This window comes from Parachryseolinea silvisoli, from assembly GCF_021190955.1.
Lineage (GTDB): Bacteria > Bacteroidota > Bacteroidia > Cytophagales > Cyclobacteriaceae > Ohtaekwangia > Ohtaekwangia silvisoli.
This window is the reverse complement of the sequence record NZ_JAIOAO010000002.1, coordinates 1,389,669-1,403,798: the sequence shown is the minus strand read 5'-3', so window position 1 is coordinate 1,403,798 and position 14,130 is coordinate 1,389,669. Positions and strand designations below refer to the sequence as shown.

The 14,130-nt window shown below is 51.3% G+C and carries 12 protein-coding genes; 5 read left to right on the top strand and 7 right to left on the bottom strand.

The features are described 5' to 3' along the window. Window positions 1-95 precede the first annotated feature (95 nt). Entirely contained in the window at window positions 96-1,478 is a 1,383-nt protein-coding gene (locus tag K7P01_RS15870; protein WP_267294698.1) for a glycosyltransferase, read from the top strand. Between the two features lie 461 nt (window positions 1,479-1,939). Beyond that, a complete protein-coding gene (locus K7P01_RS15865) occupies window positions 1,940-2,800 on the top strand; it encodes an SDR family oxidoreductase (RefSeq protein WP_267294696.1) in 861 nt (286 codons plus the stop codon). A gap of 25 nt (window positions 2,801-2,825) precedes the next feature. Here the strand turns inward: K7P01_RS15865 and K7P01_RS15860 are convergent, their stop codons facing one another. Then, entirely contained in the window at window positions 2,826-3,206 is a 381-nt protein-coding gene (locus K7P01_RS15860; protein WP_267294695.1) for a hypothetical protein, read from the bottom strand. A 129-nt stretch (window positions 3,207-3,335) separates the two neighbouring features. On the opposite strand from K7P01_RS15860, the gene K7P01_RS15855 reads away from it, so the two are divergent. After that, window positions 3,336-3,923, top strand: a complete 588-nt coding sequence (locus K7P01_RS15855; RefSeq protein WP_267294693.1) for a DUF4142 domain-containing protein — start codon at window positions 3,336-3,338, stop codon at window positions 3,921-3,923. Between the two features lie 176 nt (window positions 3,924-4,099). On the opposite strand, the gene K7P01_RS15850 is transcribed toward K7P01_RS15855, so the two are convergent. Beyond that, entirely contained in the window at window positions 4,100-4,258 is a 159-nt protein-coding gene (locus K7P01_RS15850) for a hypothetical protein (protein WP_267294691.1), read from the bottom strand. Between the two features lie 146 nt (window positions 4,259-4,404). Here K7P01_RS15850 and K7P01_RS15845 point away from each other — a divergent pair, with 146 nt between their 5' ends. Then, the gene (locus K7P01_RS15845; protein ID WP_267294689.1) at window positions 4,405-4,986 is read left to right on the top strand and encodes a DUF4142 domain-containing protein; all 582 of its coding nucleotides are present in this window, start codon (window positions 4,405-4,407) and stop codon (window positions 4,984-4,986) included. A 94-nt stretch (window positions 4,987-5,080) separates the two neighbouring features. On the opposite strand, the gene K7P01_RS15840 is transcribed toward K7P01_RS15845, so the two are convergent. The 5 genes from K7P01_RS15840 to K7P01_RS15820 form a co-directional block, all read right to left on the bottom strand. After that, a complete protein-coding gene (locus K7P01_RS15840) occupies window positions 5,081-6,505 on the bottom strand; it encodes a baeRF7 domain-containing protein (protein ID WP_267294687.1) in 1,425 nt (474 codons plus the stop codon). A 340-nt stretch (window positions 6,506-6,845) separates the two neighbouring features. Beyond that, entirely contained in the window at window positions 6,846-8,717 is a 1,872-nt protein-coding gene (locus K7P01_RS15835; RefSeq protein ID WP_267294685.1) for a cytochrome c peroxidase, read from the bottom strand. A gap of 110 nt (window positions 8,718-8,827) precedes the next feature. Further along, window positions 8,828-10,330, bottom strand: coding sequence for a hypothetical protein (locus tag K7P01_RS15830; RefSeq protein WP_267294683.1), 1,503 nt, complete (start codon window positions 10,328-10,330; stop codon window positions 8,828-8,830). Window positions 10,331-10,528: 198 nt separating this feature from the next. After that, on the bottom strand, window positions 10,529-10,948 hold the full coding sequence (locus K7P01_RS15825; protein WP_267294681.1) for a response regulator: 420 nt from the start codon (window positions 10,946-10,948) through the stop codon (window positions 10,529-10,531). A gap of 296 nt (window positions 10,949-11,244) precedes the next feature. Beyond that, entirely contained in the window at window positions 11,245-12,723 is a 1,479-nt protein-coding gene (locus K7P01_RS15820) for an ATP-binding protein (RefSeq protein ID WP_267294679.1), read from the bottom strand. 938 nt (window positions 12,724-13,661) lie between these two features. On the opposite strand from K7P01_RS15820, the gene K7P01_RS15815 reads away from it, so the two are divergent. Further along, window positions 13,662-14,087 (top strand): hypothetical protein, encoded by a 426-nt coding sequence (locus K7P01_RS15815; protein WP_267294677.1) that lies wholly within the window; start codon window positions 13,662-13,664, stop codon window positions 14,085-14,087. Window positions 14,088-14,130: the final 43 nt, after the last annotated feature.

Sequence of the window (14,130 nt, the reverse complement as noted above, 5' to 3'; positions counted from 1 at the left end):
TATAGCCCGATGTGGCCTTAGTTTTGAATTGTACTCGTGCGCTATCGAGCGGATTTCGTCCAATAATCAATAAAAACACTACAGAGGCAAAAAATATGAAGGTGCTGATGTTCGGGTGGGAATTTCCTCCACACATCTCTGGCGGATTGGGTACGGCATGCTACGGCCTTACGACTTCGTTGAAAAAGGAAAAGACCGATATCCTGTTCGTTGTGCCAAAAACATTTGGCGACGAGCCTGACAAGGCGGTTGAATTAGTAAGCGCCAGCGAGGTCGACGTGCCGTTGCGCCGCGATCAGAAGTTAATCGTACAGTCCTCCCGTATCCGGGAGATTATTAACGTTCGTCACGAAGAAGGTATCACAACGTTTGAGGTACCCTCCACGCTGTCACCCTATGGCATGACACAGGCTGCAGAGCAGGCGCGTGGAATCGAACACTGGAGTTATCCGGTATATGAACCCGGCATCACGCTGGAGCTTGAGCAGACCGAGGTGACCGTGCCGGGCGCAGAGGAGCGCACGCGGTACGCGTTTAAAGGTGGTTATGGTGACCAACTGTTACAGGAGGTGTCACGCTATGGCGAGGTAGCCGGCATCATCGGCCAGCGCCGCGACTTTGACGTGATCCATGTACACGACTGGATGACCATACCCGCCGGACTGGCGGCACAGGCGGCGAGCCACAAACCGCTGGTCGTTCACATTCATGCAACCGAGTTTGATCGCGCGGGCGGCACCGGGCATCCGGGTGTACATGCCCTGGAAAAAGAAGGTATGGAAAAGGCCGACCATGTGATCGCGGTAAGCCAGTGGACAAAAGATATAATCATCGCGAAGTATGGCATTCCGGCCAGCAAGATCTCGGTGGTACACAACGGCATTATCGCTGAAAAACATGATCGCAACGGCGTGTGGCACCCAATGCAAGGTCAAGTCATCACGTTTCTCGGAAGAATAACGCACCAGAAAGGGCCTCTCTATTTTGTCGAAGCGGCGCGCAAAGTGCACCAGCATTTCCCCGATGCGCATTTTGTCATGGCCGGCTCCGGCGATATGTTGCCCGCTGTAATCGAGCGGGTCGCCAGCCTGCGCATGTCGTCGCACTTCCATTATACCGGATTTCTCAAGAAACAGGAAATCAACAAAGTCCTGGCCTTCACGGACATTTACGTGATGCCATCTGTCTCCGAGCCTTTTGGCATTACACCGTTGGAAGCTATCCAGGCCGGTGTACCGGTAATCATCTCGAAGCAGTCGGGTGTGGCCGAAGTACTGGAAAGTGCTATTAAGGTAGACTTCTGGGACGTCGACGCCCTGGCGAATGCCATGGCCACGATCTTACAATACGAAAGTCTTTCTTCCACCCTCAAGAAAAACAGCCAGGAGGAAGTTCAAACTATTACCTGGGACAAAACGGCACGCCGGGTGAACGAAATTTACGCACAGGTGCGCCATTCGGATATTGCAGTTGTCTAATCATTAACCCTATAATACAAACGACACGCGGGCATAATGCCCGCGTGTCGCAGTATATAGCTGTATTGCTTGTGCTGTTTCCAGTAAATAACCCTTATTGCAGGGCCACCAATACAGAAGCAGCCAAAGCCGAAATAAGGGTCACAAAGCCAATGTGTTTCCAGGTTGGCAGGATCGGGGCTTTTATGGAAGTTTTCATAGTAGTATAGTTTATATTGAGTGTTTTCGTCAAAATATTGTTCCACCACAGTATACATCGCTTTTCAGGCTGGTCAAGCCGTCGATAACTCCGGCCGGGTACCTGTCGTCCGGCACCGCACTCCCAACTTCCGGCGTCCTTGTAGAGAAATAGCAACTATAATTTGCCGGCGAGGGTGCAAGCGGGTACCCATTCAACGTGCGCATACCATCCCGAGAGTGGTATATTTTTTTCATCTAACGCATAAAAGCCCTCATTTATTATGCAAAAACAAGGAGAAGAAAAACCCGTACGGGAACCTCAAAGCCAGCCGCGTCCGGGCGATCAATCGCGCATGTCGCCTGCCCCGAAAACGGAGAGTAACCAACCCGGCTCCGGCAGATTGGCAGGAAAGGTCGCATTGATTACCGGTGGCGACAGTGGCATCGGCCGTGCGGTGGCAGTACTGTTTGCGAAGGAGGGCGCCGATGTGGCGATTGCTTACCTCAATGAACATGGCGACGCCGAAGAAACCAAGCGACTGGTGGAGGCGTACGGGGAGTGCATTACAATACCCGGCGACCTCGGCAACGAGACGCATTGCCAGCATGTGGTGCAAGAAACCATGAATCGTTTTGGTAAGTTGGACATCCTGGTCAACAACGCGGCCTTGCACTGGGAGCGCGAAAGATTGGAAGATATCTCTGCAGAGCAATTGGTGAAGACTTTCACCACAAACGTCTTCCCGTACTTTTGGGTAACACAGGCGGCACTGCCCTTCCTGCCCGAAGGCGGAAGCATCATCAATACTACTTCCGTGACCGCCTATCGCGGAAGCGATAAGTTAATAGACTACGCCTCTACAAAAGGAGCCATTGTCAGCTTTACGCGCAGCCTGGCCTCCAACCTGGTGACGCGTAAGATCCGCGTAAACGGTGTCGCGCCCGGTCCGATCTGGACGCCGCTCATTGCATCGACCTTTGATCCTGAAAAAGTTTCGCAGTTTGGCAGCGATGTGCCCATGGGCCGCGCCGGCGAGCCCGCCGAAGTCGCTCCATGCTATTTATTCCTGGCCAGTGAAGACGCTTCTTATATGACGGGGCAAGTTCTACACCCGAATGGAGGTGAAATTATCAATGGCTGATCTTTACACTTAATTCCAGTTACGCTTAATTCTTTACACTTTCAATTTGTTGAACACACTGGAGATAATATTCACGCGCCTTCTTTAACACTGCCGCATTTTCATAATCCTCCAGCTCCAGTGCTTTTTTGATAGCAGTCTCGTAAAACTGTTCGTCGGTGATGGTGTATCCAATGATCCGTTCAGAGGCGCCATAGGCCTCCAGGATGATATCCTGGTGATACAACAACTGATTGATGTAGCGCAACTCCGGCAGGACATCCCGTATGGCCGAAGGGCCGTCGATTGAGTGTACCACAGACTGGATGTATACGGGGGCTTTCAAGTTCGTGAGGAGCACAGCGATTTGTTTAATAAATTCATGTTGAGAAGCTCCCTCACTGAATTGTTGCGCATCATCATTCATAACATAAACTTTAGGATAGGTATTAAAACTCTAAAACTATACCCGATGAACGCCTGATCGGTTCCATGTTCCACCATGATAAAATTACCCGGTATACTTTTTTAACACTGATTATCAGACAACAATACCATGAAAACTCCCTATCTGCCCGCTATTGCGCTCACAAGCCTGTTACTGGCCAGCGCGTGTGTAGACGACGACAGCAACGTAACCACGATGGATCGCCATTTCGTACGTGAAAGTACTTATACCAGCCGAGCCACGGCCCTTCTAGGCTCGGTAGCGATGCTGCGTGCTGAGTATGCGGAGATACAGAACTTCGGCGAAAGCATGATAACTGAGTATGAAAATGCCCTAACGGACCTGGAGGCTGTAGCGGATGAAGTCGATGTCGTTCCGCCGGATGGCTACGCAGAAAGCTTTGAAGCGGCGAAAGACAGGCTGAACCTACTGGGTGGATACGACTTTGATACAGCCTACATTCACCACCAGGTAAAAATACATCAGGAAGCGGCCGCGCTATTTGAGCGCGAGATCGTGGAAGGCAATGATGTGAAAATACGCGACTACGCCGTAAAATACCTGGGACGGGTAAGAAAGAACCTGCGTCGTGCCGACAGCCTGTCTATAGTTATGCAGTCCGACCCGGTGGGCGCGCTGGGGTCAGAAACTACTCCCGGCAGAAAACGCCGGATGCCGATCGCACAAAATGATTAATGACTGTCTACAGGCATCGTGCCTTTACTTCATATCATATTCGTTTCCATCCTTCCGCCGGGTATACCGGATATAATTTGCCGTCACAAGCTTACACCACTGACCGGTCACCACGGCCGGTGTAACCGACGCCGCGCTGACGTGCGGTAATGAAATGAAATGGTATGCACCATTGGCTATGGCTTGGGTGCTTTCGGGTCAATCGTTACGCCCGTGCGTTTCCGCCGTTCAAGCTCCTTGTCGTGCTTATTCTTCGGAGCCGCTTTCGGATCTGCCTCTACCTTCGTTTTTTCTACCGGGTTGATGGGGGCTGTGTGTTTTGTTGTTGATTTCATAGTATCATGACGTTGGTTGTGAGAAAGAGATTAAAAAACGGTGCCGCTCTTTATTTCGGGATTTCAGGAACACACGCATGCTGGCAGGCATAGTATTTTTATTGTGCGTCTTCGTTCATTAAACATTCACTAAATACAACCCCGCTATGAAAAAGAACATGTATCTGGCCGCTACGTTTATGCTCGCTACCTCGCTGATGTTTTCGTGTGGCCGCAAGGCTGAGACAGAGACCGACAGCAAGGAAATCGCCGAAGAGCAAAACGAAGCGAAGCACGAAGACTCCAACATTGAAAAGGACACCGAGTTTGCCATGGAAGCTGCCGATGCCGGCTTACTGGAAGTACGTCTCGGTGAACTGGCTCAAACAAACGCGACTTCTCAACAAGTGAAGGAGTTTGGCCAAATGATGGTCACCGATCACAGTAAAGCAAACGACGAGCTGAAGTCGCTGGCGGCACAAAAGAACATCAGCCTGCCCGGCGCGCTGAGTGAAAAATGCCAAAAGAAATATGATGAGCTGGCCGAAAAGAAAGGTGCCGACTTCGACAAAGCCTTCATGAAAGGTATGGTCGACGATCACGAAGAAGTTGTAAAAGCATTTAAGAAAGAAGCCGAAGACGGCAACGACCCCGACATTAAAGCCTGGGCTTCCGGCAAAGTTGCTGCTCTGGAGCATCACCTGGAATCTGCTAAAACAACACGCGACGCAGTTGAGAAAAGTAAGTAAAGTATAACTCGCGCGAGTTTCCCGACCGGCGTGGACGCATAAAAAAAGCCCCTGTCTTATGGCAGGGGCTTTTTTATATAGTAATCGCTATTATTTAATACCGCATGATAGCCGCCAGCGAAGCATCCACCGGCATAGCTGATGGCTCAAGCTCATGCACCTCCCCGCCGGTTTGAATGGTTTTAACAATGGCTTTCTCATAAAGCGACTCGTCCCCCTCCTGTCGCGTTTCGTGTATGCTGAGCGCATTGGACTGCGCATCAAACGTACCCCACAGCTGATCCCCTTTTCGTACAAGCAGCGTAGACACTCTTCCATAGTAGGCCGCGGGAACAATATCCGCAACCACTGAAGTAGTCAAATCCGTCGCCGACTTGTTGCCGTACTCCTCACATGCCTTTATGGCACGCTCTCCAAAGTAAGGCCGCATGGTCTCACGTGCGATAGCATACAGGGCGTTGGCATCCATATGTTCGAAGTTTCCGGTCAGAGACTCCGGCCATACGTTCTTATATTGTGTCCGTTGCCGGAAGATGGATGTGAGGTATTCAACCCCGGCCAGCAACACGGGACAGTTTTCACGCCCCAGAATTTCTTTCCAAAGCGTCTCGTCTACCTCGTCCAGGTATATGCTGATATTCTTTTTCTCATCGGGAACGCCCGCACCCATGCCGTGATAGTTGGCGCCTTTGCCTGCACCACTGCTTCCCGTCCGGAAAAGATTTTTGTCATCTTTCTCCTCAAAGTGGATCACGTCCTCCATGCCGTTTGGCATTTCGGGTATATCGACCAGCGTCATGCCAAACGCATCAGCCTTAAATACCTGCGCCTGTTTTTTGCTCAGTACCACCACATAGAAATGTTCCTTGGACAGGATCGAAGGTATCAGGGGGGCCATATAGAACGATGCATTGACATGGACGTCGTGTGCGGGTGAGAATGGAAGCTTGCAATATTGCGCAAAGCCGTCGGCCAGAAATACCGCCAGGCCGCGCGACTGGTTGCGCCAGAATGGATCCTCCTTCAGCAGTTGTTGCGCGGGCTTTAAGATTCGCTGGATTTCCTCTGCGTCCACATGTTGCTCCTTTAACTCGGTGGCTGCACGCTGTAAGGCATTTTTGAATACAATGGCATCCACTTGCTCGTTTACTTCTACACCGGAAGCATGCGTAGGTATAAATACACTCACGCAATGATCGTGCTGGCTGTTTGCCAGGGTGTTAAAGTCCTCCGTCGTGCGAAGCTGGATTTCTTCCATACGGCCTGCCTGTACGCGCGGCTGCGGCTGAGCACCGGAGTTCGGTGGTGGCACATCGTTCTTTTGTGTACGAATCTCTCGCTTGTTTACATTCCGATTCGGATGCCGGATAATGGCGTTGCTCAGCAGCTTGTCGTCGTTCTCTGCATATTCCACAACTTCTTCGATCGTTTCGCTGCTGGCGGCACCGTGTCCATTGTCGGACGGGCGCCCTTTGGGAGGATGAAAATTACCCTCCCGGTCTTTTCCTGTCTTAGCCATAATCAGTAATATTTAGTTCAATGATCTTTTCGTTGAAACAAGCGAAAAAACTATACCGAGTGCGGACACGCCGGCATGCGATCAGCAGCCCATCAGATGCGATACGGGCATTTTGAGGAAGCACAGACCTAATAGCAGGATCATTGGGGGAATGCTGTGTAAAATAGTCCGCAAGAAACGCGGAAAAACATCCTTCATGGGGCTTCATGCCCGGTGCCGGACACATCGTCACGATTATCAACCTAAACTTACGAAAGCGTGTGTGCCGCGCATATTGCGGCATGATGTGCCCGGTCCGGCATGATGGCCGGATATAATGTCAACTTACAAAGCCCGACCCCTAATACTCGCCGCCTACTTTTCGCGCGTTGAGTGCCGCATCCTGAAATGCGGGCAGCTGACGCGGGGGCGTTGTGAGGCCGGTCGTGTCGGTCAGGCTGTGAATAAAGGCAATGATGTTCTTCTGCTCCCGGGCCGTCAGCTCCAGCTTGTCCGCGGGCAACGTCTGGTTGGGCAGATCGATGCCGATACCGGCGCCACCGCCACGGTTGTAGAAGTCTATCACCTGCTCGAGCGAAGTATACACTCCGTTATGCATGTACGGCCCTGTGAGCCCTGCATTGCGGATCGTGGGCGTCTTGAAAGCATTTTTGTTCAGATCGTCGTGATACGTATTGAACTTGCCCAGGTCGGCATCCACTTTCGCGTGCGCTGTGTCTGGTTTCGCCGGTACACCGAGAACTTCGGATTCCGACTTCATATAGAGTGCCGGCACCGTTCCGTTAAATAGCGGCATGAAGTGGCATGTGGCACATTTGGCTTTGCCCATGAAGACGTTGAAGCCGGCAACGGCCTCCGGTGTCATGGCATTCTTCTCCCCGCGCATGTAGCGGTCAAAGCCGGAATTCATGGACGACAAGGAGCGGATATAGGCCGCCAGCGCCAGTTGTATCGTGCGATTGGTGACGGGTTTATTGTACGCCTTTTTAAACAACGCCTGATATTCTTCACTCTTCGAAATCTTGATTACAGCCTCGTCGATGTGGCCGTGCATTTCGGTGGCGTTGGCCATCACATCCGCCGCCTGATCTTCCAGGAACATGGTGCGCAAATCGTAGAATAACATACGCTGGTACAGCGCGTTGATAAGCGTGGGCGCGTTACGACTCACCTCACCCTTTCCTTCGAAGGCCAGGCTCTTGGCGCGTCCGTCCGTAAAAGCACGATTGGGCTGATGGCAGGAAGCGCAAGAACGCTTATTATTACCGGACAGGATAGGATCAAAGAATAGCATCTTGCCAAGTCGGGCAGCTTCCGGCTGTGGCTGGCGGTTGTCGGGATTGGAGAAATAGTCGGCCGTAAAAATATCCTTCTCAAAAAAATTATCCTTGCTCATGTCTACTGCGGATATCAGCGGGCGATTGGCAATGCCCAACGTCTGCTGGTATGCATACAGTGACTTCGCCAACGGTGTCATGATGTCGGCGAAAAAAGTGGCACGGTCGAAGTCGTTAAAGCTCACATCCTGTTGCAGAAATGTATACGCCCTGGCGAGATTCGCCTTTACTTCGGTGGCCGGCGCTTGTTGCTCAAAGCAGTTTACAATGTGCTCGATGCCCTGTAACGCCGCGACGGCTTCCGGAAGCGAGCGCAACGTTACCGGCGAGTCAAAGCCGCTAACGCCTAACGCCATGATGCGCAGCACTTCGAGGCGCAAAGCCTGGAAAATATGCTGATCGGTCATTTGGTTGTTGGCAATGAGCTGGCGTAACCGGCCGATCATACCGGTCAGAAATTTTGCTTCTTGTAACAGCGCATCGTAGGCGCTCGTGTCCACCGCTGGATATAGATATTCCTCCATTAACTGAAAGCCGGTGGCATAGGTTATCTTCCCACCTTCGTGTGGCTCTTGCTCGTCAATGGCCGGTCCGTTGACGGCGTCCACAAAAACAGGAAAATATAATTCAAGTAACGGCTCCATGTTTTTGTATCGGTCACGCGCCTGTTCGAATGCTTGCTGCAACGCCGGTGTCGGGGCGTGCGCCTCTACGTGTTGCAACAGCTGTTGAAATTTCTGGTCAAGCGTGTCGGTTTGCGACTCCAGGTAGTGTTGAACGGCTTGTACCGGATCTGTTTTTTTCTCGGCAGGCTGACAGGCCGCCAGCAGAACAATAAAAAACACAAGGCCATAAGACGCGTGGCGCAAAGACATAGGCTTCATCGTAAAAGGAAGGGCTAGGTGAGGTACTTTTCTAAAAAAAACAAAAAGCTGCCCCGATGGAATAACCGGGGCAGCAGATTCTTAAATCTTATAAACTATTATTAGCGCGGCAGGCCTTTGATCACAGCGATTATACTGCCTTGATCTTCGTTCGGACGGCCGGTGCCTCCGTCAGGGTTTCTGAACGCAGGCAATCTCCAGGTATGCGGTTGAATGCAAAGCAGGAAGGTGTCGTCTGTATTGATGATGTCGGAAATATCGATCATGGCACCATACTCCCAGCTACCTTTCGCAGAGTTTGTGCTCTTGAACTTAGCACCCAGGGTAGCGTCGCCACGGAAGTGGTTTAGCTCGAACACAGGCTTCAGCTCTTTGGTAGCGATGTTGTATTGGTATACATACGCGTCGTGTGTCTCCGTACCGTAACCGTTCGGATCTTCCTGGATATACACATAGTTCTCTGTCACCATGATATTATCAACATCCTGGAAGTCTTTCGCTTTACCGGCGCGATCATCGCCGTCGAGGATTAGCTCCAGCGTGCCTTCCAGCGGGTTATTTTCGTTCAGTACAATGCGGTACGTGCGGCCGTATTGCGAACGGTCGGCTGTGTTGGCGCTGTTACCGGTTACGTTGAAGTATACTTCGCGGCCTACGCCGTCTTTGCGGTAGTCGAGGTCTTCTACCCGGTTAAAGGCGATGCTTTTCAGCTCGGTAGCTTTCGCGTTGATCTCAGAACCCAGCATGGTCGTCTGGCCTGTGATCTCTACGAACTCGATGTCAACCACGTCTTCTTCTTCCATGTCTTTCTCGCGTGTTACCAGGTCTTTGCGACGCAGTACATACAGCTTACCGCTGGCCAGATCACCTACGGTATTCGATACGTACATGGCCACCTGGCCACCATCGATGCTGGAGTCGTCATCACCGATCATGACCACGGTCTTGTCTGGGAAAGCTGTCTTCGGCAGGGGCAGTGCCTGCTCGGCGTTCCAGCGACCAAAGGCCTGCAGCTCACGCGTTTGTGAAGCTTGTGCGCCTTGTGCGAACGGGTTCAGGGCGTGCGTGCGTGACTCTACGCTGGACTCACCGCAGGTGAGGTACAGCGGACCAAAGCCGTGTTCCGCCGGCGTGGCCAGCGTGGCCGAGCAAAGTCTCCACTTGCCACCGTCAGAGTTCAGGATATATTCACCCGATACCGGGCGGAACGTTTCGTCCAGGAAAATACGCGACACAGAGAAGTTGTCTTCGTGGTTTACCAGCAGGCTGTAACCGTTGTTCAGCTTCAGCAAGCCTGCCCCGTCGGCCGAGCCACCAAAGGTAAAGCCGCTGATAAGGTCTTCGCTGCTGATGAGGGGGTATGTTTCAACGTTTTCGAAACCGGGCTTCTTTATTAAGACGTCCGGTGTGATGGAATGTGTTTTCAGCTCGACAGCGCTGGGGTAGTCTTCACCCTGATCGCCTTTGTCTCCTTTATCACCCTTATCTCCTTTGTCGCCTTGATCACCTTTTGCGCCTGCATCGCCTTCTGGTCCCTCGCAAGAGGCCAGCGCAATAGTAGCTGCCAGTGCCAGGCATGCTATCCGTGTAAATAATTTCTTCATGTGTCTGTATGTGGGTTTGAATATATGTCCAAGGTACAGGCACAGAAAAAAACAGGTATCAAGCCGCAATTACGGCATTGTGAATATTCTATAGAGTTGGAGGCAGGATGTTACCATTCGGCAAAACAATCGTTACCGAATTGTGATCTTCAAAAACGATTCTAAATAGTGAAGTAATACCTGGGCGGCGGCAGCGATTTATCCGCGCATGTTCATCAGGTCGATCATCAGATTGAAGGCATCGTTCGACACCGGATTGTTTAGCTTCAACGGCTTAACGATGTAGCCTGCCACGCCCAAACCTTTGGCGGCCAGACGATCTTCTTTTTCACCCGAGGTGGTGAGCACGAATACTTTCAGGTCCTTCCACTCGTCGCGGCTGCGCAACGCATCGAGGAACTCGAAGCCGTTCATCTTCGGCATATTTATATCCAGGATAATGAAGTCGGGCAGCTCGCTTCCGGCAGCCGTTTTTTCCGAGAGAATGCGCACAGCTTCTTCGCCGTTACGGGCCACCTCCATCTTATACAGGATGGCCATCTTGTCAAGTGTGCGTCCGACGTCGATCACGTCGAGATTGTCGTCTTCTACCAGTAGGATTTGAATTACTTTCAGCATGCAGATCTCAAGCGTACGGAATCTTTTCGAAGAGTCAAAATTACCAAATAATTGATCACGACGGTCCACGAAAAAATATCAGCAGAGTTTGCGGTTCTCAAAAAGGTGCCTGTATGCCCATCCGGACGTTCATTATTTGATGAACGGCGCATAATTCTATTCACCCGAAGTGGTCTTAACATTTTGCGGCGTTGCGTTCTACACGATCTGGTGCGAATCTGAGCCCCCGCTTCGGGATCGAAGACTCGTCCCAGTGCGGGAATGCCAGATGCCGTGTAGATCCAACAAAAAATAATCTACTCGTTCGCCCGCCAGGTAAAAATAAACGTCGCCCCCTGCCCGGGTTCCGACTGCACCCGAATCGACAGCTTGCGATCGTCCAGTATCTTTTTCACAATCGCCAATCCTACGCCGGTGCTTTCAAAAGAATCGCGCTCTTCCAGTGTTTGAAAGATGGTAAAGATTTTCCGGTGATACTCCTGCGCAATGCCCGGGCCGTTGTCCTCTACGTAAAATTCGTATGTCGGTCCCAGGTGTTTAAAATATACCTTTACATAGCCCTGGGGCTTGTCATGATATTTATACGCATTTGTAATCAGGTTTGTAAATACCTGTAGTAGCGGAAGCTTTTCGGTTTGCAATACCGGCAACACTGTTTGTACCTCCAGCTGGATGCCCGAGTGTGGCGGCAGGCTTTCGCGCACTTCTTCAATGAGCTGGTTAACATCTACCGTTTCGCGTTGTTGCAGCTCGCGGCCCACGCGTGAGTATGACAAAATACCATTGAGTAAATTCTCCGCGCGCTTGATGCGGCCTTTGATCAAACCGAGGTATTCGGTGACTTTAGGCGAAAGCTCGGTGGTGTGATCCTCCTCGATCCATGTCACCACGTTGTCAATGCCGCGCAGGGGCGCCTTCAAGTCGTGCGCGACGATGTAGGCGAACTGATCGAGCTCGTCGTTCTTGCGTTTCAGCAGCGAGATGTTTTCGGCGAGCACGCCCGCCATGTTGTTGAGTGCGCGCGCCAGGCTGCTGAGCTCGTCTTTGCCGGTAGCCCGCATGGAGACTTTGTAGTGACCTTGCGAAATGCTTTCGGCCATGTGCACCATCTTCACCACACCCGACGATATATAGTTTGCCAGGAAGATGGCAATACCGATACCCGCAATGATGGAGAGCACGGTTAGAAAAAATGAAATCCGTCTGGTATTCCGTATCGACGCCGTCAGTCCAGCCCGTTGCGCTTCGCGTGAGGCATACTCGTAGTTGCTGAACTCCCGAAACTTATTTTGCAGCGACCGGTTAATATTCTTCTCGATGCCCGTCACCATCTTCGCACGGTATAGCTTGTTAAACGCCGCCATGCTGCTATCGGAGCCACCAGCCGATCGACGGGCCTCGATCAACGGCTTGCCAAATTCTGTCGACCAGTGTGTATTCAATGCGCTGATTTCGGCCAGCATGCTCCCTTGTGCGGAGCTATCGGGGATAAGCTCCGAAAGCTCGTGCAGAATGTCATCGTTCTCGTGCATGGCGGAGTCATATGCCTGAATGAAGAACGGCTCATTCGTCAGCAGATAGCCGCGTAAGCCGCTGACCATGTTCAGCACATTGCGTTGAAAGCGGTTGCTGTGTTTTAAGATCGTGCTGGACCGGGTGAGCGCCTCACTATTTTCATTGATTCGCTCAGACTGCCGGTAGTTGATAAACGTCGTGGTTACAAACAGCAGCAAAATGGAAAAAAAACCTGCCAGGATAGTATACGAGATCTTCATATTATTAAGATTACGCCAATCCATTAAATTTGGCAAGTGATCTCGGATAAAAGGATGGCCCACGTGTAACTGGCACAAGTCTGAGCCCGTCTCAGGCAGAGGCTCGAACCGACGTGTCCGGATGTGATCAGTCTCCATACTGGCGCGTCCTATTCCTACAAACCAACCTTATGGCTAGTGTACAAAAATAGCACAAGGCCTCGTCATTAAAATGAAGCCCCGCCAGCCCAAGGCTGGACACAGTTTTAGTTACGAGAGACGCGCTTCGCTCTTGCGCCCGCTGCCACGAATGTTTGCTGGCATAAGGTTTAGCGCCAGGCGTTAGCGCAGGTGCGGAACCTGCGCCAGTCCCGATCTTATCGGAGTGACCGGAACTGGCTGCAGTTTTCAGACTACTGTGGGCCCGATGAATCGCAAGCCTGGATGATTTTTTGATATATTTAACCATCCGGGATTGATCCTCCCCCCTCCCGGCGTCCCTTACCAGGAAACCCTTTCAGATTCTTTCTCCAGTACTACCCGACACCCCTGAAAAATCAGGTATAGTGCGCATTAAAAGTCAAGATATAGAATAGATATCCAATAGTTTATTAAGTTTCATTCAATAGATATTCAAGTATTATGTAGCTATTGAATATCTCCTGCTTAGACTCTTTTCCTTAAAATTTTAATTATTCAGTATTTTGACAGTCGCCTATCTTTCTGTAAATTCGATTCAGACACCGTTGAAACTTTGAATGTTGTCGAAAACCCCTCTCGTTACCCTAAAACCAATCGATTATGCCTTTTCTCGAAGGACCATTCGCCTTTACCGGTAAGTTAGACATGCTCAGCGCCTACCGCATGCGCGGCGTTGACAAGATTGTCGTTCGTCGCAAGGGCGGACCCAGTCGCGAAAAAGTAAAAACAGTCCCAGCTTTAAAAATACACGCCGCACCATGTCGGAGTTCGGCGGTTGCTCCCACCACGGCAGCTACGTGCGGATGGCCATGCTTCAACTCCGGCGTCTGTCTGACTATAATTTCGGCAGCGATATCAACAGTATCATGCGCCAGGTGCAATTGCGTGATGGTTCCAGCGAATGGGGCCGCCGCAGTATTACGCTCTCTGAACACACACGCATGCTCGAAGGTTTTTCAACCACCTATAAAGCACCCAGCTTCGACTCCATTGTACGCACCCCGGTATATTATACGATGGATCGCGCCAGTCGTTCAGCGCGCATTGAGATTCCGGAGCTGATGCGCGACATCAACTATTTTCCACAAAATAACCACGCGATGTTTCGCCTAACTGTTACGTTGGGTATTGTGCCGGATGTGACATTTGATGTGGCTGCGAAAGAGTATTTGCCCCCCGCATAGTATGGTCCGTCCTATTATTCGATCGATATTTCGACTGATTGGA